This is a genomic window from Paenibacillus sp. A3M_27_13, assembly GCF_024213315.1.
GTDB classification, from domain to species: Bacteria; Bacillota; Bacilli; order Paenibacillales; family Paenibacillaceae; genus Paenibacillus; species Paenibacillus polymyxa_B.
Genome location: NZ_JANAVE010000003.1, coordinates 155310 through 177772 on the forward strand (window position 1 = coordinate 155310; position 22463 = coordinate 177772).

24 protein-coding genes are annotated in these 22463 nt (G+C 43.4%); 13 read left to right on the plus strand and 11 right to left on the minus strand.

Features of this window, described 5'->3' with window-relative positions; genetic code table 11:
* Positions 1 to 65: 65 nt before the first annotated feature.
* Positions 66 to 512, minus strand: coding sequence for a MarR family winged helix-turn-helix transcriptional regulator (locus tag NLX82_RS13645; RefSeq protein ID WP_076295181.1), 447 nt, complete (start codon positions 510 to 512; stop codon positions 66 to 68).
* A 234-nt stretch (positions 513 to 746) separates the two neighbouring features.
* Here NLX82_RS13645 and NLX82_RS13650 point away from each other — a divergent pair, with 234 nt between their 5' ends.
* Positions 747 to 1709 (plus strand): radical SAM protein, encoded by a 963-nt coding sequence (locus NLX82_RS13650; RefSeq protein WP_028540917.1) that lies wholly within the window; start codon positions 747 to 749, stop codon positions 1707 to 1709.
* 162 nt (positions 1710 to 1871) lie between these two features.
* On the plus strand, positions 1872 to 2846 hold the full coding sequence (locus tag NLX82_RS13655; protein ID WP_254348317.1) for an aldo/keto reductase family protein: 975 nt from the start codon (positions 1872 to 1874) through the stop codon (positions 2844 to 2846).
* 80 nt (positions 2847 to 2926) lie between these two features.
* Here the strand turns inward: NLX82_RS13655 and NLX82_RS13660 are convergent, their stop codons facing one another.
* The 5 genes from NLX82_RS13660 to NLX82_RS13680 form a co-directional block, all read right to left on the minus strand.
* On the minus strand, positions 2927 to 3322 hold the full coding sequence (locus tag NLX82_RS13660) for a hypothetical protein (protein WP_254348319.1): 396 nt from the start codon (positions 3320 to 3322) through the stop codon (positions 2927 to 2929).
* A 188-nt stretch (positions 3323 to 3510) separates the two neighbouring features.
* Positions 3511 to 5451 carry an ABC transporter permease gene (locus NLX82_RS13665; RefSeq protein ID WP_254348327.1) on the minus strand — a complete coding sequence of 647 codons (1941 nt, stop codon included), beginning with the start codon at positions 5449 to 5451 and terminating at the stop codon, positions 3511 to 3513.
* The gene (locus NLX82_RS13670) at positions 5441 to 6202 is read right to left on the minus strand and encodes an ABC transporter ATP-binding protein (protein ID WP_053326448.1); all 762 of its coding nucleotides are present in this window, start codon (positions 6200 to 6202) and stop codon (positions 5441 to 5443) included. The genes NLX82_RS13665 and NLX82_RS13670 overlap by 11 nt, the downstream gene beginning before the upstream one ends.
* Before the next feature lie 102 nt (positions 6203 to 6304).
* Positions 6305 to 7309, minus strand: a complete 1005-nt coding sequence (locus tag NLX82_RS13675) for a sensor histidine kinase (protein ID WP_023991031.1) — start codon at positions 7307 to 7309, stop codon at positions 6305 to 6307.
* Positions 7302 to 7997 carry a response regulator transcription factor gene (locus NLX82_RS13680; RefSeq protein WP_023991030.1) on the minus strand — a complete coding sequence of 232 codons (696 nt, stop codon included), beginning with the start codon at positions 7995 to 7997 and terminating at the stop codon, positions 7302 to 7304. Before NLX82_RS13680 ends, NLX82_RS13675 begins: the two co-directional genes overlap by 8 nt.
* Positions 7998 to 8184: 187 nt before the next feature.
* Between NLX82_RS13680 and NLX82_RS13685 the strand changes: the two genes are divergently transcribed.
* Positions 8185 to 8814: a YfbR-like 5'-deoxynucleotidase gene (locus NLX82_RS13685; protein WP_023991029.1), complete on the plus strand. Its 630-nt coding sequence runs from the start codon at positions 8185 to 8187 to the stop codon at positions 8812 to 8814.
* Positions 8815 to 9018: 204 nt separating this feature from the next.
* Here NLX82_RS13685 and NLX82_RS13690 read toward each other — a convergent pair whose 3' ends face one another.
* Positions 9019 to 10203 carry an RCC1 domain-containing protein gene (locus tag NLX82_RS13690; protein ID WP_076264587.1) on the minus strand — a complete coding sequence of 395 codons (1185 nt, stop codon included), beginning with the start codon at positions 10201 to 10203 and terminating at the stop codon, positions 9019 to 9021.
* 116 nt (positions 10204 to 10319) lie between these two features.
* Between NLX82_RS13690 and NLX82_RS13695 the strand changes: the two genes are divergently transcribed.
* Positions 10320 to 10811 carry a hypothetical protein gene (locus NLX82_RS13695; protein ID WP_028540909.1) on the plus strand — a complete coding sequence of 164 codons (492 nt, stop codon included), beginning with the start codon at positions 10320 to 10322 and terminating at the stop codon, positions 10809 to 10811.
* Between the two features lie 53 nt (positions 10812 to 10864).
* On the opposite strand, the gene NLX82_RS13700 is transcribed toward NLX82_RS13695, so the two are convergent.
* Positions 10865 to 11572 carry a phosphodiester glycosidase family protein gene (locus tag NLX82_RS13700; protein WP_068939202.1) on the minus strand — a complete coding sequence of 236 codons (708 nt, stop codon included), beginning with the start codon at positions 11570 to 11572 and terminating at the stop codon, positions 10865 to 10867.
* A 240-nt stretch (positions 11573 to 11812) separates the two neighbouring features.
* On the opposite strand from NLX82_RS13700, the gene NLX82_RS13705 reads away from it, so the two are divergent.
* Positions 11813 to 12799 (plus strand): aldo/keto reductase, encoded by a 987-nt coding sequence (locus NLX82_RS13705; RefSeq protein ID WP_254348329.1) that lies wholly within the window; start codon positions 11813 to 11815, stop codon positions 12797 to 12799.
* 85 nt (positions 12800 to 12884) lie between these two features.
* On the opposite strand, the gene NLX82_RS13710 is transcribed toward NLX82_RS13705, so the two are convergent.
* Both NLX82_RS13710 and NLX82_RS13715 read right to left on the minus strand, forming a co-directional pair.
* A complete protein-coding gene (locus NLX82_RS13710; protein ID WP_053326442.1) occupies positions 12885 to 13508 on the minus strand; it encodes an acetate uptake transporter in 624 nt (207 codons plus the stop codon).
* Between the two features lie 118 nt (positions 13509 to 13626).
* A complete protein-coding gene (locus NLX82_RS13715; RefSeq protein ID WP_053326441.1) occupies positions 13627 to 14826 on the minus strand; it encodes a right-handed parallel beta-helix repeat-containing protein in 1200 nt (399 codons plus the stop codon).
* Between the two features lie 295 nt (positions 14827 to 15121).
* Here NLX82_RS13715 and NLX82_RS13720 point away from each other — a divergent pair, with 295 nt between their 5' ends.
* The 8 genes from NLX82_RS13720 to NLX82_RS13755 all read left to right on the plus strand — a co-directional run bounded on the left by NLX82_RS13720 (position 15122) and on the right by NLX82_RS13755 (position 21974).
* Positions 15122 to 15850 (plus strand): YheC/YheD family protein, encoded by a 729-nt coding sequence (locus NLX82_RS13720; RefSeq protein WP_025719152.1) that lies wholly within the window; start codon positions 15122 to 15124, stop codon positions 15848 to 15850.
* A gap of 42 nt (positions 15851 to 15892) precedes the next feature.
* A complete protein-coding gene (gene aepX, locus NLX82_RS13725; RefSeq protein ID WP_023991021.1) occupies positions 15893 to 16792 on the plus strand; it encodes a phosphoenolpyruvate mutase in 900 nt (299 codons plus the stop codon).
* Positions 16792 to 17952, plus strand: coding sequence for a phosphonopyruvate decarboxylase (aepY, locus tag NLX82_RS13730; protein ID WP_028540900.1), 1161 nt, complete (start codon positions 16792 to 16794; stop codon positions 17950 to 17952). The genes aepX and aepY overlap by 1 nt, the downstream gene beginning before the upstream one ends.
* Complete coding sequence (locus NLX82_RS13735) at positions 17949 to 19061, plus strand: 2-aminoethylphosphonate aminotransferase (protein ID WP_068939194.1); 1113 nt, start codon at positions 17949 to 17951, stop codon at positions 19059 to 19061. Before aepY ends, NLX82_RS13735 begins: the two co-directional genes overlap by 4 nt.
* Before the next feature lie 16 nt (positions 19062 to 19077).
* Positions 19078 to 19818 (plus strand): YheC/YheD family protein, encoded by a 741-nt coding sequence (locus tag NLX82_RS13740; protein ID WP_023991018.1) that lies wholly within the window; start codon positions 19078 to 19080, stop codon positions 19816 to 19818.
* A 156-nt stretch (positions 19819 to 19974) separates the two neighbouring features.
* On the plus strand, positions 19975 to 20331 hold the full coding sequence (locus NLX82_RS13745; protein WP_023991017.1) for a nucleotide excision repair endonuclease: 357 nt from the start codon (positions 19975 to 19977) through the stop codon (positions 20329 to 20331).
* Positions 20332 to 20440: 109 nt separating this feature from the next.
* Positions 20441 to 21385 carry a helix-turn-helix transcriptional regulator gene (locus NLX82_RS13750; protein ID WP_068939192.1) on the plus strand — a complete coding sequence of 315 codons (945 nt, stop codon included), beginning with the start codon at positions 20441 to 20443 and terminating at the stop codon, positions 21383 to 21385.
* A gap of 67 nt (positions 21386 to 21452) precedes the next feature.
* The gene (locus NLX82_RS13755) at positions 21453 to 21974 is read left to right on the plus strand and encodes a DinB family protein (protein WP_023991015.1); all 522 of its coding nucleotides are present in this window, start codon (positions 21453 to 21455) and stop codon (positions 21972 to 21974) included.
* Here NLX82_RS13755 and NLX82_RS13760 read toward each other — a convergent pair.
* The gene (locus tag NLX82_RS13760; RefSeq protein ID WP_023991014.1) at positions 21907 to 22443 is read right to left on the minus strand and encodes a Crp/Fnr family transcriptional regulator; all 537 of its coding nucleotides are present in this window, start codon (positions 22441 to 22443) and stop codon (positions 21907 to 21909) included. The genes NLX82_RS13755 and NLX82_RS13760 overlap by 68 nt on opposite strands.
* Between the last annotated feature and the right edge of the window lie 20 nt (positions 22444 to 22463).

A 22463-nucleotide genomic window follows, 5' to 3' on the forward strand; every position in this document is an offset into this window, starting at 1 on the left:
AATATCATCCTTTTTATACAAATGGGATTTTAGTTTAGGGCTTAACCAATTGAGTAGAAAAGCCGTTACGTCCTCTTTAATTTGTTGAGCAGGGAAAGGAGCTGCTTCAATTCCTGATCATTCAACACTTGCATTTTTTCCGCAATCCTCTGTCGGTTTTCGGGTAAATTACGCAACAGGAGGCTTTGCCCTTCACTTGTTATAGAAATTACCGATTTTCTGCCGTCCATGGGATGGCCTTCCCGGCGAATGAACCCTTCGTTTTCGAGCGGGGTGAGCAGCAGGCTAATATTTGATTTGGTGACTCCGATCCTTTGGGCGAGCACAGATGGGAGAATTGTGCCTCCTTCCTTCATGATTTCAACTAGAATTCGAATTCTGGCTCCATTGGTTCCCTTCGAATGCCAGTATTTTTCTGAGACATCAACTAATCCGGCTGTCGTTTCCACCAGTGAAAAGAAAACCAGAGAATGCAGCGGCAAATCAAGTACATAATCCTGTAGGTCTTTCAAACGATCACCACCATAAATGTAGTTAAGGACTTAACTAATATGAATTTACTAAAGTTCGGCAGTACTTGTCAAATTAATTTTTTCAGCGCTGATAGGAGGATTCCCAAGGCCGTTACCGCTATGGTATCTGTTTGGCCCCACCGTTACCAATGTCATATCTACAAACCGCTCCTATTCTGTATAATCTCAAGGGAATTCAAGACATAAGCCTGAGATCGGGAGGATCATGAGAAAGTGAGTATAGACAACAAATATAAAGCACTTGAGCTGGAAAAGCCGGGCATCTACGAGCTGGAGGGACTGGAAGTCGGGGTCACCTCTAATTGCAACTTCAAGTGTGATTACTGCTGCGCGTATCAGCGGAACGATGGGCAATGCATTAGCAGCAAAGAGGTCATTGATATTATTGATGACATTCCAACGTTAAAACGTGTGCGACTGTCCGGGGGAGAAGTGACCTTGAAGTATGAGGATTGTCTGGACATTGTGGCTCACTGCTCAAGCAAGGGCATCGCTACCCAGCTCAATACCAATGCCAGCTTGCTCAGCCCTGAACGAATTGAGAAACTACGTGATGCAGGACTTTCCAACATTCATATCTCTTTCAACTTCACGGATGCCGATAAATATGCAACCTATTATCATGTTCATCCTCGCATGTATGAGAAAATCGTCCAAAATATCCGGTTATGTACCGAAGCCAAGCTGGAAACGGTGCTGGAGACGTTGCTGTTTGCGGAGACGCAGAACAACATGCCAGCGATTAGCGAAAAGGTATATGAACTCGGTGTGCGCATCCATGAAATCCAAAACAGCATTGTGATGGATCATACGAACTGGAATGCTATTTCCACCAAGGAAGCGCTCGTCCGTTCCGTTCATGACCTGATTGCACATAAGAAAGATGATACTGTGTTGTATTTCACCTGTATGGACCGTTTTGCAGAAGCGCTGGGCTTCAAGGAACAGCCTGGTGTTTATTTTTCCAACTGTGTTGATGGTAAAAAACAGCTCCATCTTCACGGGAACGGGGACATCCTGATCTGTGAGCTATGCCATCCTGTGGTCATCGGCAATATTTATAATGGAACATCCCTAAAGGATATTTACAAAAATAAACCGAAGCAGCTTCAGGAGTTTCTCGACAAACTGCCTTGTCCCGCATATGATGCGCTTTTTCCTGTAGGAAGCAAGTAAATATGATTTGAGATTGTGAGGCTATAAGCATCTACCACCCTAACAGTCAGGGTGGTAGATATCCTTCATATAACTCCATGAGTCCTTTATCAATGATTTTAATGAAAGGGTTTACATGTTAAAATATAAAAATATGATCTTCTTATGAAAGAAGGAGTAGATATGAAATATAGAAATGTAGGCAACAGTGGTCTTAAAATTAGTGAAATCGGTCTGGGTAGCTGGTTAACGTACGGTACAGCTGCCGAGCAGGAAGCAGCTCATACCTGTATTGCCAAAGCCTTTGAACTCGGGATTAATTTCTTTGATACCGCGAACGCGTATAACCGGGGAGAAGGCGAGAAGGCTATGGGAGCTGCCTTGAAGCCTTATCGAAGAGAGAGCTATGTGTTATCTACCAAGGTTTACTTCCCTATGGATTCTGGTCCCAATGACAGGGGACTGTCACGCAAGCACATTATGGAGCAATGTGAAGCGAGTCTGAAGCGTCTTGGCACGGATTATATCGACATGTACTTCTGTCATCGTTATGATTCGGACACTCCTTTGGAGGAGACGCTGCGAGCGCTCGATGACCTTCAGGCTCAGGGTAAGATTCTATACGCTGCTGTCAGTGAATGGAGTGCTGCCCAGCTCACGGATGCCTATGGGATTGGAAAAAGGCTGAATTTGCGGCCACTGATTGCCAATCAGCCGATCTATAATATGTTCGAACGTTATATCGAACATGAGGTACTTCCCGTATCCGGGCAGGTAGGTATCGGCCAAATTGTATTTTCGCCTCTGGCCCAAGGTATCCTCACGGGTAAATACAAGCCTGGACAACCTTTACCGACGGGCAGCCGCGGGGCTGATGCATCTGTCAATAATGTCATCAGCAGTTACATGAACGATACCGTTCTAAACTGTGTCCAGGAGCTGGATAAGCTGGCGAAGGATTTGGGTATCACCCTGTCACAGCTCGCGCTTGCCTGGATTCTGAGAGAACCGGGTATCAGCGCTGCACTCATTGGGGCCACTAAACCGGCACAAATCGAAGAAAATGTAAAAGCAGTCGAAGTGACGCTGCAACCGGAGACATGCGTGGAAATTGAGCGGATTCTCAAGCAGGCAGAAGGTTTTGAACCTTTGCGTTAAGCATTCTAGCCTCTGTAGAGGGGAACCATTAATAAAAAAGTCTCGCTCTTCCTGTCCTTAACAGAGAAGAGCGAGACTTTTTAACTTGCTTCAAGCAGGGCATAAATACCTGAAACCACACTAAATACAATCCCGCTTACTAAAACAAGGATTTGCTTCTTACTGAGATCCAGCGGATCAAAAAAGATAGGCAACAGCCATTTTAGGCTGATGACAGCCCATAAGCCCTCCAGTAACCCTAGCATCAACACCTTTTGTCCCCAGTGAAACTTCATTTGCGGTGTTAGCGGATCTTCAAGAAATAGGTCACCTGAAGTATGGAGATTCCAAGAAACAATAATTACGAATATAAGGAGAGTTAATAGGGTTGATATAATATAGGTGATATCTTTTTTAGCCTTTTTCGTGAGTTTCGGCGATCTTTTAAACTCAGGCAAGCCAATCAGGAAAAAGACGATTCCTACGATAATAGCCACGCCTACAGAGGAACAGAGTATGATATTGGCTACGATGCCGATGCCATTGATGATTAATAATAAAATAAGCTCTCCCCCTTTGGGGTTACGATGATAGTTATTTTATTGTACACATAGGAACGAAAATGCTCAAATATTTGGAAAAGCCCCAGCGCTTTCGCCTGGGGCTTTTTTTTGCTTTTTGCCGATTACAATGCTGATTTAATGACCTTTTTATAATACAGGATGGATAGTATCCCGAAAATGGAATATAAGGCGGTATACAGCACCATAACGATGATCATAGGCATCCAAATTTCAGTTCCAAACAAGAACCAGCCGGATTGAACGGCAAAATAGCTGTGTGAAAGGCCAATTACTAGTGGAATGCCGAAGTTAAAGAGTTGTTTTATTTTAATGCCTCTAAGCAGGTCGCTCTGGGTGAACCCTAACTTTCTTAACACGGTGTAATTGGCTTTTTCGTCTTCACTCTCATCCATTTGCTTAAAATAAAGGATGCAGCCTGATGTAATGAGAAAGGTCAGTCCTAAAAAGCCAACTACAAACATGATCACTCCCATGTTCCGCTTCTGATTGCTGCTCATTTCAAGGCGTGATGTTTGTTGATCATTAAAATTCGCAGCTGCAAAGAGACGATCGGCTTCTTTGATCTGTTCTGCATTTATCATATCAATTCCAATATATAAGGATGACTTCTTTTGAATCTCAGGATTTGCATCTTTCTTTAGCCGCTCAAAGATAGTTTCGTCTACAATGACAGTGGGTAATCCACCGGCTGTAAAATAGTAGGGAATCACGTACTCCTTTTTTAGACCCACATATTGTTGGTGTATGACTTCCTTATTTCCCTTCAAATCCAATGGACCTGAGTTTTTCAAGGACATAAATTTCTGTAACAAATCATTATAGCCTGTTAAAATCGTTTGGCCTGGAGATACATCCGTACCCTTCACAGATTGATCGCTTATGACAGGCAACGTCATGGAATTCGCACCGATATTTAATCCTTCCAGAGGAGTGTCCATAATTTGCGCTGTGTTCACGCTGACTTGAATAACTTCAATTTTCTTTTCACGATACTTTATGTCATGCTCCTGAAGTAACGTTTTGAATTTCTCCGCATCCAGTACATTCGTCATTGCAAAATGGGAAGGCACATTGTCCTCAGCTGCTTGATCCGCAGAATAATAGGCGATATAGCTTAAGGAAAGTAAACCGATGGCAAGTGCTGATACTGTTGTAATAATGGTCAACAACAAAGCATTGGATTTCATGCGGAACATAATGGATGAGAGAGATAGCACCTCATTAATGTTCAAATAGCCGCCTTTACTTTTTCTGATGATATTGGAAATAAAGCGGATAGATCCTTTATAAAAAAGGAGTGTTCCGATGATGACAGAGCCCAAAATAAACACCATAGCGATAAATAACTCATTCATGGATGTAAAGTCTCCGCCAAATAATTTGGAAGAAACATAGTATCCTAAAGCGATGAATGAAACTCCAATGATCCCGATGATCATCTCATAGATAGATATTTTCTTGATTTTCCCCTCGGTAGTTGAGGTTACTCTGAACAAAGACAAAATACTTTGTCTTTTGATAAAGGAATAATTCATGAGCATGATCAACAGGTAGATGATACCAAAAACGATGAGTGTTTGAGTCAATGCTTGGTTAGAGAAATATAGAGTGGCAATGGCTTCGACGCCCGTCGTCTTAAATAAAATCATGATCACTAATTTGGAAAAGGAAAATCCAACCCCAATTCCGATGAATAGTGAACTGAAGTATAGAATTAAGTTTTCAGCACTCAGGATGCGAAAAATTTTATTTTTAGTCATTCCGATCAATTGAAATAGGCCAATTTCTTTGCTGCGTCTTTTTATAAAGATATTATTAGCATACAAAAGGAAGATGCAGACAATGGCGACCAGTAAAACGGAAGCTGCACGTATGGAAGCTGCACCTTTAACAGAACCCTTCACTTCGTCCATGGAGGGATCGTATTGTAATGTGACAAAAGCGAAATAGAGCGCAACACTGAAAATGAGAGCAAAAACATAAAGGTAATAATTTTTCAGGTTTTTCTTCAAATTTTTTAGAATGAGCAGATTAATGTTCATATTGGACCCCGCCTAAGACACCTTGGGTTTTCATGATATCCTGGAAAAAGCTTTGTCTTTCCTGCTCGCCTTTGTGAAGCTGGGTATACATTTGCCCATCTTTAATAAAAATGACCCGACTGCAATGGCTGGCAGCGACAGGATCATGCGTGACCATAATAATGGTTGCCTTGCGTTTTTGATTCAACTGGCCCAGCTTATTTAATAAATCGGAAGCCGACTTGGAATCCAGCGCACCCGTAGGTTCATCGGCAAAAATAATACTGGGCTCATGAATAAACGCTCTGGCCGCAGATGTACGCTGCTTCTGTCCACCCGAGATTTCATTGGGGTATTTGTCCTTTAGCTCATAAATTCCCAGTTCTGTAGCTACTTCCTGAAATTTTTGGTTGGCTTCTTTTTTAGGCGTTTTGGTGATGGATAAGGGTAAGAGAATATTCTCCTTCACGGTTAGCGTATCCAGCAGATTATACTCTTGAAAAATAAAGCCTAAATGCTTTTTGCGAAATTCAGCCAGTTGCTTTTCTTTCATTTTCGTCATTTCGATATCATTGATTTTAATGGAGCCTTGGCTCACTTTATCAATGGAGGAAAGAACATTCAGCAGTGTGGTTTTACCTGAACCGGAGGCTCCCATAATACTGACAAATTCCCCTTCTTCAATGACGATATCTATTCCCTTCAAAACCTCCTGCATATTTAACTTATTACCGTAGCTTTTATGAATTTTATGGGCTTCTAAAATATTCACTTCGATGCACTCCTTATTGTTCTTGTAGCCTTATTATAAAAATAGAGCCGATGTTTTTCCTTTGATTGGGCGAACAATACATAAAAGCATGTGACATCTCTGTCACATGCTCACCATGCTCACAAAATCATTTCGTTTGGGAAAAATTAAAGTGAAGGTTGTACCCACGTTCGGTTTGGAGTGCACATCTATATGTATGAGCAAGGACTGTGCTGCCTTTTTCGTTAAATATAACCCCATGCCCGTTGAAGTATGATCAGAATGTTGGGTTGTGGAGGTAAAACCTTTCTCGAAAATACGGGGTATATCCTTCGGATCAATACCGCGCCCAAAGTCTTGGACCTCAAGCTGTATTCGATCCCTTTGTTCATAGCTGTGAATGATAATATCACTGGCATCGCTATATTTGATGGCATTGGTTAAGAGCTGTCTGATGATAAAAGCCAGCCATTTGGCATCACTCAGCACTTCCATGTGCTCCAATTGGATGTCAAAACCGATCCCTTTTTGGATGCACCATGACTGTAATGCTTTGATTTCATTAAAAACCAGAGATTTTAAATTCACTTGCTCGACATACAGATCATTTTCAATAAAGGATATGCGTTTGTGATGGAGCTGCTGATCCAGCAGTAAGTGGATTCGTAGCCATTCATAGGTTAACTGAGCTTTTAGGGGCTTATCGTCCAACCGCTCAATCATCAAATGCATGGTGGTCAAAGGTGTTTTTACCTCATGAATCCAGGATAATAATTCATCTTTTTCATGTTCAAGTGTCAATTGATTTTGCGAGATGATCTGTTGTAACCGTTCGGTCTGGTCAGTGATTTTTTGTTCAATGATTTGCTCAAACGGACTCTCCGGTTCGCCTATACCCGTTAGTTCAAGAGGGCTCCTCCATTCTTCTAGTGTGGTATAGAATTTGATTTCCTTGGGATAGCGAATGATTAAAAAAACCAAGAAAATCATCATGGATAAGAAGACGATATAAAGGATTGGCATTAACGGAATTGCTGCATCCACATAAGCAATGAACAGGATCAGGAATTGCTGGCATACAAACAGTAGAATCCAGCTTCGCCTCTCTATAAGATATTTTTTAATCATAGGAAGGTGCCTCTTCTGTAGCCATGTAGCCTTGCCCGACTTTCGTTTCAATGAAACGGCCCAAATCCAGCTCGTCTAATTTTTTACGCAGGCGGTTCAAGTTGACGGTCAGGGTATTGTCGCTGACAAAACGTTCATCATCCCAGAGGCTTTTAATTAATTCCTCTCGTGCGACAATTTTATTTTTTTGTTCGATCAGCAGCTTCAAAATAAAAATCTCGTTCTTGGTTAATTCGATGGAGCCAGCCTCATTGGCTACTACGTTTTTTTCATAATCGACCGTCGCTCCACGCCATGTTTTCAGGGAGACAGGTTCTGTATTGTAATTATATACGCGGCGGAGTGTCGCCTGTAATTTTGCAATGAGTACATCAAAATGAAACGGTTTTTGGATAAAATCATCCGCGCCAAGCTGCATCGACATCACCATATCCGTAGGATGATCCCGTGATGATAAGAAAAGAATGGGCACGTTAGAGTGGGATCGAATCATTCGACACCAATGAAACCCATCAAATTTCGGCAATTGAATATCTATCACGACCAGGTCAGGCTTTATCGTTGTGAATTCCTGAATGACTTTATTAAAATCCTGGATGCCATACACATCATAGTTCCATTGAGTTAACCGATCCTTCATTTCATGGAACAAAGTTTCATCATCTTCAATTAGTAGGATTTTGAACAACGATTTCACCACTTTATACTTTTTTTAGGATTTTGCAACTCCCCTTTTATAAAGTGTATAGCAAAAATTGTATATGTGCTACATGTGTGGATTCAACTTGATACTGCGATAATCTGCTGTTAATAGTTGAGGTTTATAGTGGGGTTTATATTGACTATCTCATATATGTTAAAGGATGGATGCAATGATGGGAATTCACACGTATTTTCGGTCGCTAAATGAGCTGGAAAGAATCATCCGTTGTCCGGGTAAGTTTAAATTCGAGGAACACAGCGTATCGGCACATTCTTGGAAAGTAGTACAATACGCTAAAACGCTGGCTGATATTGAAGAGAGAAATGGTGTCAGTATTGACTGGAAAAAGCTATACGAGATTACGAGCAGTCACGATTACGGGGAAATTTTTATTGGGGACATCAAAACGCCTGTTAAGCATTCCTCTAAGGAACTACGATTATTAATCCAGCAGGTCGAAGAAGGTATGATTGAGTATTTTATTGAAGAGAATATTCCCGAGGATTTTAAAGCTATTTTTCGCAAACAGTTACGTGAAGGCAAAGATAATTCAGTAGAAGGTTTGATCCTTGAAGTTGCTGACAAGATGGATCAGGTGTACGAAGCATTTGCCGAACTACAGCGGGGAAATACTGAAAAAGAATTTATAGTCATGTACCGTAATGCACTTGTGAAAATCAAGAATATTCAATTACATTGCGTTGATTATTTTTTGGAAAATATCTTGCCCGATATGGTCAAGGAAGAAACGCCTTCATCCATTGATATCAAAAAGATTACGGAAGAAGCCTTAGCTCTGTAAATGAATTTCTCTACCGTCCAGAAGCTACTAAAGCGCTTCTGTTCATACATAATCATAGTTTTATTTGTAATAAAGCAGCTCTAAATGAAAATAAAAAGCAATGAGGGCAGTTGATTGGACTGCCCTTATTGCTTTTTTGGGGTTGGAAAAAACGGAGGGCTAAGCGTATTCCTTAAACAATTTATTAAGGTATAAGAATATTAGTTATTCCGAAAAAGGATTTGGGAAATTCGTTTTCGTGGCAGCATATTGTTCCTTGGTGTTGCCGATTCCCAGTTCGCCGTTTTTGTTATATCCCCAGGACCAGACCGTCCCATCGGCTGTCAAAGCATGGGAGTGGGTTCCTGCTGCACTGAATGCTACTACATCGGTTAGTGGCGTGTTTGTGTCATCTACAACTTGGGATGGGACTTTAACAGAAAATACATCGGTCCCGTCACCTACCTGTCCCTCATTATTGGTTCCCCAGCCCCAAAGAGTTCCATCATTTTTAAGTGCAAAAGTTTGAGTTTTGCCTGCTTTCAGTCTACTTACATTGGAAACATTGATCAATACGGGTGATCTTCTAAAAGTAGAGGTTCCATCCCCAAGCTTTCCAGAAGTGTTACTCCCGGAAGCATATACTTCTCCGCTGTTCGTTAGTACATAAATGCGGTCAGCTCCGGCAGTAAAAGTTTTGATATCATCAATTCGATATTGAACAGGGGTAAGCTGGTTTTCTTTGTCATCCTGCCCCAGTGCGCCGTCATAACCACGTCCCCATACCCATAGCTGATTATTTTTGTCCAGGGCTGCGCCAAAACTGTCACCAGCATCAATGGATACAATATCTTCTAAACCTTGTACCTGAACAGGCTTAACGGAAAAGGCGGAAACTCCTTTTGTGCCAATCCCCAGCTGCCCAAAGTTGTTTTCTCCATAAGCCCACACTGTGCCGTCATTTTTGAGCGCAAGCGTAAATTGACCTCCTGCTCTCACTTCCTTAACATTATCAATATATTTGTTTTTAACAGGTACTCTTGCCGTGTCCCTCTTATTCCCTGTCCCTAGTTCGCCGTAACTTGCAAACCCCCAAGACCAGATGGTTCCGTCTTTTTTGAGCAAAGTTGAATGCAAATCACCAGCATCAATCATTGCGATGTCGGATACATCTGCTTGCATTGGGCTTGTTTTATTATTCCCTCCGCCAGCGCCTACGCCGAGCTTGCCATCACTGTTACTTCCCGTTGCATAAAATGAAGATCCATCTTCCATGGCCAGGAAAGCGTTAGTGGTCCCTGCCGAGAGCAAATGATCGTAATTTACAGTAGAATCAGCGCTTGCCGTAATAGAGCTTCCTACTAAAAGTGTTGATGCAGCGAGAGCTACCAAACTGAGTTTTTTTAACATATAATTGCACACCTTTCAAAATGTAATGGATAAATACAGACTAAAGCAACCAAATTGTTCCTGTCCGCGTCTTAATAGTGAACATATTCTATAAACCAGATTAGGGAGGATCACTTATGAAAAATAGAGTTTCTGCCCTTGTCCTTGTCTTGCTTGCGGCAGCATTACTGCCTGCATGTTCTACAACAGAATCGGCTACGCCGGTTAACGAATCTAATGGAGCGGTGGCTCAATCTATTTTTGACTTAGTCCGTCTGGAAAGCACAACGGTATACACAGGGCGTGCCAAAATCGAAAGTATTGAAAGAATTGAAAAAGAAGTAGAACAACCCTTAGCAGCCCCCACCATGGACTATTTGGTCCGATTTGAACAGCCTGTTCAATTTGCTAAAGAACTACCCCAAAGTGATGATCCAACGGAAAAACCTATCCAATCGGTCTATATATCTGTCCCAGATACACATATTTATAAGCAGATGGATGGTCAGCGGAGGCAATTAATCAATCCAGCACAATTACAAGCGGGGCAACCGATTGAAGTTTCTTATGTGTACCCTGTAACACCTGTTTTCCTGGCATTGGAAATCGTTGTGCTGGATGATTTATAGAGGAGGCCGGTAAGGCCTCCTTACTCCTATACAAGCACGTTATATCATAAGGCTTAGGTGATATTAATGAGTTTTACCATGTTGTAGATATAACGTGTTTGCTCATACTTAACCATAGTGCCTGCAGAGTTTTTAACTTGAATACCGGACGAGCCTCCACCATCAAGAAGAATGGCTTCAAAGCAATCCTGTTTAATAAAATAATTGCGAAGTTGTTTCAGTGTCGCATTTTCATGAACAACCAGGTAGACCTGCCAAACATTATTTACGACCTTGAAGCCCAGGCCAGTTCGCCCGGTGGAATCGGTGTATCGCAACGTTCCGTTCAAATCAAATTTTTCAATATCTTTTAAATCCTCAAGCCATGCTTCTTCCTCTTTCTTCAGCGACAGGCTACCGCCGCTAATAATAGACTTATACGCAACCGAACTCCCCATTTGTTTTTTGAGATCCGTCACACTTGAAGCACGGGTAATCCCTATTTTCGTTTTGTTGCTCTCCGTGTATACAAATGCTGTACCACGGCTATTCCCTTTGGCATTCGCCTTAGTATCATGGGTATTATTAGGTGTGACCGCGATAGACAAACACTCGGTCGGCGCCTTTGTTGTGCTGATTGGGTTAAAGAAGCCCCCATTAATCCCGTAATCGGTTTGCTGTGTGATCCGGCTTCGAATATTTTTATTTTGAATATTCGAAGCTGGCGTGATGATAACATGGAAACCATCGGACGTTTTGGTGTAAGAGTAGTTTGCTGGCATGTTAAACCTCCAATTGGATTATTTTGAAACCGAATCTCGCGCGATAATTCGTTTCTCATATATATAGGAAATTTACAGCTGCCTCTTACAACCCGGAAATCAAATTTTTCTAAAAAATTTTGAAATAGCATATACAAGACAATGCTTGACTTCAAGTTAACTTTAAGTAGTAATATACGGGATGTGACGTGGTGATTAGGAAATGCGATGACTATTCTGATAATTTAGGAGTGATAAAAATTGAAAAAGAAACAACTGGGTAACAGCGACCTTCAAGTATCTGCACTGGGTCTGGGCTGCATGGGAATGTCCGAGTATTACGGTGAGTTGAATGATCAGGAGTCGATCAAAACGCTTCATCGTGCGCTGGAGCTAGGGATAAACTTCTGGGATACTGCCGATGTCTACGGTGTGGGGAAAAATGAAAAACTGATTAGCCAAGTCCTGCGGAGCCACCGTGACGAAGTCGTATTGGCCACTAAATTTTCCATTATGCGCGGGGAAGATGGCGCATTTATGGGTGTAAGTGGCCGTCCTGAATATGTAAAAGAGGCATGTGATCGCAGCCTGCAAAGACTGGGTGTAGATGTGATTGATTTGTATTACCAGCACCGTGTCGATCCGAATGTACCTATCGAGGAAACGATTGGCGCGATGAGTGACTTGGTTCAGGCGGGAAAAGTCCGCTATTTGGGGCTGTCCGAAGCTTCTCCTGGGCTCATTCGACGCGCTCACAAGGTACATCCGATTACAGCGCTGCAAACGGAATACTCCTTATGGAGCCGGGAAGCGGAAGATGAAGTTATACCGACGTGTAAGGAGTTGGGTATCGAATTTGTGGCCTACAGTCCACTTGGACGCGGATTTTTGAGCGGGCAAATTCAGAAGTTTGATGATTTTGCAGAAGATGATTTCCGTCGCTCGGTGCCACGTTTCCAACCTGAGAATTTCCAGAAAAATCTGGACCTCGTGCAGCATGTTAAGGACCTTGCTGCCCAAAAAGGGGTCAAACCTTCTCAACTGGCGTTGGCATGGCTGCTTGCGCAGGAGGGAATTGTACCGATTCCAGGAACCAAGCGGGTTACGTATTTAGAGGAAAATGCAGGTTCCATCGATGTTGTTTTAACCACACAGGAAATGGAAGCTATTAACGCAATCATTCCAAAAGGAATGGCAGCAGGCCTTCGTTATCCGGCAGAGCGGATGCCGAATTGGCAAGCTGAATAATTAAGATAGCATATTAATCCCAAAACAAAAGCCGTCCTTTACGCGGATCGGCGCGAAAGGCGGCTTTGTGGGTTTACATATACAGTTAAGGACGTGGCTTGAAAATGCCGAAAGGACGTCCAACGGGCAGGAATGTACGGCCAAAATGAGCATTTAGAACGGCAGCTCCTGTACCGTACAGTGAGAGTAGACCAATGCCCATTTCAGCATAAGCGGCGATGGTATGGAATATCTCTGGTGCAACGCCGAATGCATCAAAGCTAAGACCGAGGAACAGAAAATCAATCAACACAAAAATAAAGAATAGAACCTTATGCGTCTCCATCGCTCCAATGGTCATAAAGAGCGTAAAGATGAGATAGCCCGCAAAGGCAAAGCCGAGCTGCTTGCCGTCTACAGCAGACGCCAGCTCAGGGCCGAATACGCCCATTTTAATCATCCAGCTACTAGCTACGGCTAACCAGAAGAAGGCGTAAGCACCAAATGCCGTCATGCCGAAGGTATTGTTATGTTTTGCATCCTGAATGGAGGCAAACAGCTGCGCAAAAGCACCGAGAAATATAGCCCAAGGGATGATGAAGCTTAAGCCTTCGGTGAGACCAAGCTTTTGGGATGAAGCCACAAGCGTTACGATAGCCAAGCCAAACAGGCCGATCGCACTCGGATCGGCCGTTATGATTTTTACGTTAGAATGAGATTCGTTTTGCATGAAAAAATAGAAGCCTCCAATAATGTTCAAGTACGCGTCAATCTGCCGATGCCAGAATCACACTGACATATTGTAACGGAAACCGACGTACTCGCATAGTAGGTAATTCATAAAATTTCTACCGATTGCGGTTGCCTGTATTGACGTTATTACGCCCGCCTTCAATACTGACTGATTTACCTCTAGTATCTGTGATGTTGTCCTTAATTTCATTGGAGTTGGAATCGGTGACCCGTATTCCTATATTGGAGAACCCGGAGTATGTGGTCATCTCGTTACCAATAACTTTGTTGTTGTTTGCGTCAGCAAGGCGAATGACTGCCTCTGGAGTAAGTGAGGAATTGGTTTGAATAAATTCGTTGTCGGTAAACGTATTGCCATCCGATTGGACCAAAAGACCTTGCAGGGATGCATTTTTTACAGTATTTCCGTATACATTGTTACCTGTTGCTCCAGTCAGGACAAAGATCCCGCGCGGGTAATTTTCAATCACATTATTGTTTACAGTATTGTTGGCACCATTATTAGGGATGCGAATGCCTGCGTATCCATCAGATTGATGGGTCTTGTTAATAATTTGGTTCCCAGTGACTGTCGTGTAGGTTGCGCGTGATAAATTGATTCCACTGCCGCCGCCCGAATTGGTAATCTGGTTATTCGTAATTTTGACATTGCGGAACTCGCCTGCCGGAAAGCTCTCGTGTCCGGTGGCAATAGCATGTCCATTATTTCGGTCAAAGCGGCTGTTGGTAATCTCTGAATCTCTCGTTCTGCGAAGAAGGGCTCCGATCGTTGTATCGCAAATTTCCACGTGATCCAGCGTGAAGTGAGAGACGGCCATTTCCATAATAATACCGCCTACCTGACTTTCGCCACGGGCTTCACGGTTGGCACGGTCTGCATCAATGGTGAGATTAGATAACTTCACGTCTAGTCGGTCAGAATTGTTTCGTAGAATCGGATCGCCAACGACGTATTGGCTTTTAGACCCTGTCTTTTTGAAAATCGTTTTTCCCATTCCGTCACCGTTCAGGCTAACCCCGGCATATAAACGAATAGATTCGTCAACCAAGTATGTTCCTTTTGGAAAATAGACGGTTCCCTCCATTCCTCGGTCGTAGAAATACTTTAATGCATTCTGAATTTCCTTTGACTGTGAGGAATTCGAGTTGGCTTTAACGCCAAAATCCTTGGCATTAATTACATTGTCCGCAGCTCGGGCTACATGAATGTCTCCTGTAGAATTTTGAATAACGAACGCAATGATGGCTACGAGTAAGAAGCTAAACCTGACCTTCCGATTAAAGATATTTGACATGATACATATTCCTCCTAACAAAATAGTTGAATTAATTACATAATTACCCTTTATATTTTCGGTCAAAATGGGTTTTATTTCAAGTACAGTGTGTGACAGCCTATTTTCTGTGGTCCGAACCCCGAGTCTGTCCGAAAGGGTGTCTCCAAGGGGGGCGTATTTATAACAGCTGGGACATGCCTTTTTGTGACATAAATCTTGGTTTCTAGCAGAGGTAGCGGCCCACGCAGAAGGGGATCTGGATGCATATGCATACTGTATGCGCAAAAACCCAAAAAGATAAGAGGGATGACTAGTGCCTATTGGAAAAATGAAAAAGCATAAAGAAATGTTGCAACATCCCGTTTTGCGTTCGCATTTACCTGAAACCCACTGGTTTACGGATTCAAGGACCTCGCGGATGCTGAATACTTATTCATCGGTCTTCATAAAACCCAATCACGGGAGTGGTGGCAGCGGGATCATCCGGGTCAAGAGATTGAAAAAAGGATATGAGGTTCGTAGCGGTTCAAGTCGAAAGTTTGTTGGATCTCGTTTTGTCTTAAAAGCAATTAAGTCATACCGGAAATCCAGACATCGGTATTTGGTACAGAAAGGACTTCGGTTGGCTAAGTACCACGGGTCGATTTTTGACACCAGGATATATTTACAGAAGCCAAGGGGGAAATGGGTTATTTCCGGGGTGGCTGCCCGTGTCGCGGCACCTCATAAGTATGTTACCAATTATCTTAAAGGAGGGCATGCAGTATCCTTGCATCGAGTGCTATTCAGCCTTTTTAAGCACAACCGCGCGAAAGCAGATGCCTATTTTCGTAGAATCTCCAAACTATCCATCATTATTGCCAAAAAGATCAATGAACGGCATCCGGTTCGCGAATTGGGGGTTGATATTGCCATAGATAAAAAAGGTCATATTTGGATTATCGAGGCCAATTCACACCCAGGACATATGCTATTTACTCAATTTCCCGATCCTACTATGATCAACACCATCATGAGAAACAAGAGTCTTATTCGAAAGTAGATTCCATGCACGTTATTTTTAGGGGAGAAGGAGAAAGTTTCAATGAAAAAAACAAAGCAACTTAGAGACTTGGTCAATTCACAAAAGCCAGAGTTTATCATGGAGGCTCATAATGGTCTGTCAGCCAAAATTGTGGAGGAGGCAGGATTTAAAGGAATTTGGGCCAGTGGGTTATCCATCTCTGCAGCGATGGGAGTAAGGGACAACAATGAGGCCTCCTGGACGCAGGTTTTGGATGTTTTGGAATTCATGAGTGACGCTACCTCTATCCCGATTTTGTTGGACGGAGATACGGGGTACGGCAACTTCAACAATGCAAGGCGCTTGGTGAAGAAACTGGAGCAGCGCCATATTGCGGGGGTATGTATCGAAGATAAGCGGTTCCCCAAAACGAATTCTTTCATTAACGGTCAAGAGCAGACTTTGGCTGATATCGAAGAGTTTTCCGGGAAAATTAAAGCGATGAAAGATACGCAGACGGACACGGATTTTACGGTGGTGGCCAGAGTAGAGGCATTTATTACCGGGAGTGGGCTTAAAGTGGCGCTGCAGCGGGCGGAGGCATATCGAAAGGCAGGAGCCGATGCCGTATTTATACACAGCAAAAGATCGGATGCCGCAGAGATTGAAGCGTTCATGAAAGAATGGGCTGGAAGATTGCCAGTAGTGATCGTGCCTACCAAATACTATACGACTCCAACCATCAGGTTTCAGGAGATGGGGATTAGCCTTGTGATTTGGGCAAACCATAATTTGAGAGCGTCCATTCAAGCCATGAAACAATTATCTGGCCGAATTTATCGGGATGAAAGCCTTGTTCATGTCGAAAAGGAAGTCGCAACCCTCGAAGAAGTATTCCGGCTTCAAGGGGTCGAAGAGCTGCAAGCTGCGGAAAAGAAATATCTTCCATCGTCAGAACCGGATTCGGGTGAGCGCGTATAATGGACACGAAATTGTTAGGAGAAGAGCTGAAAAAATTAGGATTTACCTTTTTCAGCGGTGTTCCATGCTCCTTCTTGAAAAGCTTGATCAATTATGCCATAAACGAATGCGATTATGTTGCAGCGGCTAACGAAGGGGATGCGGTCGCCATTGCATCCGGAGCTTATATAGGGGGGAAGAAATCGGTAGTCCTTATGCAAAATTCGGGGCTGACCAACGCTGTTTCGCCATTGACCTCCCTTACTTACCCTTTTCGTATTCCTCTGCTTGGATTTGTCAGTCTGCGCGGAGAACCGGGGATACCTGACGAGCCTCAGCATGAACTGATGGGCCAGATTACAACGCAAATGCTGGATTTGATGGATGTGGAATGGCAGTATCTCTCCAAGGATTTAGAGGAGGTAAAAAATCAATTGATCCAGGCTAATGAGCAAATTGCCCGGAATCGCCCGTTCTTTTTTGTCGTTAAAAAAGGCACGTTCGACAAAGAGCCATTGAAAAAACAGCAAACCTCCATCCATTTAAATCAGATCCGGCAGCATGGTCGTGCGAATCATCAAATGCCTACGCGCTATGATGCATTATGTGCGATTAACTCCATGAAAGACAGCCATACCGTCCAGCTCGCAACAACTGGTAAAACTGGGCGCGAACTATATGAAATTGAAGATGCAGATAACAACCTGTACATGGTAGGTTCTATGGGGTGCATCGGTTCTTTTGGACTGGGGTTAGCTCTGAGCCAACCAAGCAAAAATATTGTCGTGATTGACGGAGACGGATCTCTGCTGATGCGTATGGGGAGCCTGGCAACCAACGGGTACTACCATACGGCCAATATGATTCATATCATGCTAGATAATAATGCCCATGAATCAACAGGCGGGCAAAGTACGGTATCGCATAATATTGATTTTATAGATATTGCTGCTTCCTGTGGGTATACAAAGTCGATTCTTGTTCACAGTCTCGAGGAACTAAAAGTCTTTTTACAAGAATGGAAAATGAATAGAGAACTTACGTTTTTGTGTCTGAAAATATCCAAAGATTCTAAGGATCAGCTTGCTCGTCCGCATATGAAGCCTCACGAAGTAAAAGAACGTCTGCAGCGTTTTATTCATAACGATCCTTTGAAGGGCAAGGAAGTGGGTGGTTCATGAGTTCTGTCGTCAAGAAAAACATTTTGCTAACCCCTGGGCCGGCAACGACTACAGAAAGTGTGAAATGTTCACAGGTGGTTCCGGATATTTGTCCTCGTGAAGCCGAGTTTGGCCAAATCATGGAGTACATTTCTACAGAACTGACCCGGTTGGTTGCTGACCCGGATGATTATGCGACCGTATTGTTTGGCGGATCAGGTACTGCAGCGGTGGAATCCATCATCAGTTCGGTCCCGAATCACGATGCAGTAATCATTGTCAGCAATGGGGCCTATGGAAAACGGATGTGCGAGATAGCGAAGGTTTATGGGGTAGATTATCTTGAATTCAAAAGTCCCCCCGATGATGCGATTGATTTGGCTGAATTAGAAAGGTTTATCCAATCTTCCGAACGCACTGTCTCCCATCTGGCCGTCGTACATCATGAGACGACAACTGGCCTGCTTAACAAGGTGAAGGATATCGGAGAATTGTGCAAAAGATATCAAATCGACATGATCGTGGATGCCATGAGCTCATTTGCGGCCGTTCCAATTCAATTGAAGGAAATGAACATTGCCTACCTGGCGGCAAGCTCCAACAAAAACTTACAGGGAATGGCCGGGGTTTCGTTTGTGATCGCCGAAAAAAGCAAATTGGAGAATTTGAAAGGCCAGAAACCAAGAAGCTATTATTTGAATTTGTATGCTCAATATAACTACTTTGTGGAACATGGGCAGATGCGGTTTACTCCCCCAGTCCAAACCTTATATGCGCTTAGACAAGCGATTGAGGAATTAAAGCAGGAAGGGGTGGATAAAAGGTACGAAAGGTACGCGACATCCTGGAAAACCTTAATTAACGGGTTAGCCCGGTTAGGCCTAACCTATATCATTCCCGAAGAGCATCATTCCAAGATCATTACTTCCATTCTTGAGCCTCATTGTGCAGGTTATGATTTTCAATCTATGCATGATTATTTTTATAGCAAAGGCATGATGATTTATCCCGGCAAGCTAGAGAAGCTAAATACGTTCCGGATTGCCAATATAGGTGATATTACGTATAAGGAAATGGAGTTATTTTTGGAATTGCTTGAAGGCTATCTCAGTAGCATAAAATGCGGATGAGAAAGGTGGAGTTCCCATGGCATCAGGAGCAAAAGATAAGTGGTACAAATATTTGTTATTGAGAAGGTATGCGTCTCTGAGGTCTTATGTCCCCGAGACGAGGCTCCTGGATAGGCATAATTTCTCGAAACTTCTCTCCAAGTACGTGCATGTTATTGTGAAACCGGTGTGGGGGAGTCGTGGACGGGGGATCTTCCAGGTCTCCTGGTTAGGAAACCATAAGTACATCGTACATTACGAGAATAAAAGAGTTTTAGTAAGGGGTAGAACCAATACGTATCATTATATTAGAAGAAAAATCGGGAACGCCAGTTATATGGTTCAACGCAGAATTACCCGTCCGACCATCAACAAACGCCCTTTTGATATGAGAGTCATCATTCAACGGAGAACCGGCTCACCTGTATGGGTAGTCACAGGGAAGGTTATCAAAGTTGCAGGCAAAGGTTATATTGTTTCCAACAATACACGGAGTAAGGGAACTTTACTCAGTTTTAAATCCGGCATAAAACAATCTTCTGTTCGGCACCTGTCTGCCAGTGCCCTAGAGTCCCATATTAATCGTGTTTCCATCCGTTCCGCGAAGAGATTAAGTAATTTTTTTCCGGGACATCGTATGTATGGACTGGACATTGGAATAGACCGGAAAGGACGTATCGGGATTATTGAGGCTAATCTTTATCCGGCAAGGTCCCATTTCCGTAAGTTGAAGGATAAAACGATGTATTACCGCATTACGGATTACAAAAATGGATAACATAAATGAAAAGGTGGCTCTGTATTCATCAGAGTCATCTTTTTCTCATACAGTTTCTAAGTTGGGAGTTTTAGTCATGGGACAAGGATTATTAAATGGTGTTACCACGGGATTTGTGATAATATTTACACCTATATAGAATGAGGAAGTGACATAGTGATTAATATAACAATTCCAACTCCGGATATCACAATTACCAAACAGGTTAACCCTGAGCTCAGCCATATTTACGGATTTACCGACTTTCACCTGATCCCTAGAGATAAGGCTGGTATCTTTATGTTCTACAACACACAGGAGGAATTGCTGTTCGTTGGTAAAGCAAGAAAGCTGAGACAAAGAATCAAAAAGCATTTTGAAGATACCGTATCGCCGATCAAGGACAAGCGGAACGAAGTAGCGATTATTGAGGTTTGTATTGTGGAAGATGCTGTAGAGCGAGAAATCTATGAAACCTACATCATCAATTCACAAAAGGCTAAATATAACGTCGAAAAAGTGTTTTTTAAATAATGAAGTAACTTCCGTATGAAAAAAAGAGCAATAAGTCGCAGTGACTGTACTGCCCTTATTGCTTTTTTGTATTTCTGCATTTTAGATCCTTCCAGAGAGGGGCCGTGGTATGAACAAAACAGATCGTTTGCTAGCGATCTTGCTAGAGTTGCAGCGTAAGGATATTTTACGAGCCGAGGATTTGGCAGCCATATTCGAAACGAGTGTGAGGACCATCTATCGGGATATTCAGGCTCTAAGTGAATCGGGTGTACCGATTGTAGGAGCACCGGGCATTGGATATTCCTTGATGGAGGGGTACTTCCTGCCCCCCCTGAGCTTTACCGCAGAAGAGGCTGTGGCGTTGCTAATCGGAACGGATTTTGTCGAACAAAAATTTGATACAGACTACGGTATCAAGGCGCAAACCTCCCGCAGGAAGATTGAAGCCATATTACCGGAGAGCGTTCGCAGGGAAGTTTCCCGGGTGCGTACGACCATCAGACTGCTCGCGGTGGATGAAGGGGTAAACCATAGCGAGAAAACCTGTTTGGAAACGTTGCGTCTCGCAGTATTGGAAAAACGGAAAGTACAGTTTGGCTACTCCAAGAGAATGCCAGAGGCTGACGGGAATCGTCAAAGTGTGCGTGTGGTCGCTCCTTATGGTCTTGTACTGCTCCGTGGTTCTTGGATGTTAATTGGGCAATGCGAATTGCGACAGCAGCTTCGCCATTTCCGTCTGTCACGTATGGACAAGCTTATCGTGCTGGAGGACAGGTTTCAGTTGCCTGTCGATTTTCATTTGCAGGATTACAAGCAAACCGATGACCGTCATGTAACTGTTCGCATATTAGCACGTTCAGATATCGCAGATAAGGTGAAGGAAGCGAACAACTTTTATATGGAGGCCATAGAGGAGCGTGCAGATGGACTGCATGTACTCTTCCGCGTCAGACAGCCAGAGGAACTACTGCAATGGATACTTGGATGGGGCGCGGATATGGTTGTGCTGGAGCCTGAGTCGCTCAGGGAGCGGATACGTGTGGAAGTGGAAAAAATGTTGAAATGCTACTGACATAATGCTGTCAGTAGCATTTTTGTATAGTAAAGCTACTTTGATAGAGAGGGGCAATTATTAATATATGAATACAACTGAAACATTGCAGCGTTTCGAAGAAACGGCACAACACTATCTTCTTGAATTGGACAGCTTTAGCTTGGAGGAACTGCAATACACACCTCAGGAGGGTCAATGGTCGCTTGGACAAATGTATCTTCATTTGGTGAACTCTGCACTGTATATGCATCTTAAGAACATTGATCTTTGTCTACAGCCTAATGGGGAGACAGGAGTTAAAACGGAGGCAGGCACAGCCATTTTTAATCTGGGGAGCTTTCCGCCAATGCGTATCCAAGTTCCACCATCCCCTCAGTACACTCCCCAACAACCCACTAGCAAAGAAGAAATTGTGGAGGGATTAAACGTCGTGATCCGCAAGATGAGAGAGATTGAGCCGACCGTTGGGAAATCAACAACGCTGTTCACCGTCTCTCATCCCAGTTTTGGTGCGTTGAATGCTGGAGAGTGGTTTGAGCTCATTGAGATGCATTATCGTCATCATCTTTTGCAGAAGGAGCGCTTGAAGCACGCAATAGCCGATTAATCGTCTCCCGACGCAGCCCAATAAACTGGCCGATTTCCTCCTGCGTCAGCACGTCCGTTAACGTGGCGGGTGCGATGTAGGAGTGGAACCAGCGTTGGAGCTTCCGAAGCTTCTCGGCAGGTGACACCTCGGTGAGCTGGTCAATTCGTTGCTGCATCATGCGTAACTTGTCCTGTAGCTGCAAAGCGATAGCCCGACATTGAGCCGGATCTTGCTCCAGCGCCTGATACCATTCTTTTTGCGACAGAACCTCGACCTCAGAGGTTACCAACGCCACCGCTGTACCATAATAAGGATTGGGGCTGATCAGGGAGTGGTGCGGGATGATTTCATCGGGCACAATCACATTAACTAAAATTTGCGAGCCGTCTTCATGGACTCGGACAATTTTTAACAAGCCGCTCTTTAAGTGATATAAAGGGCCGGATTCTCCTTGTCGAAATAAGGTCTCGCCTTTGTTTAATATCATGAACGTAAACAGCCTCCATT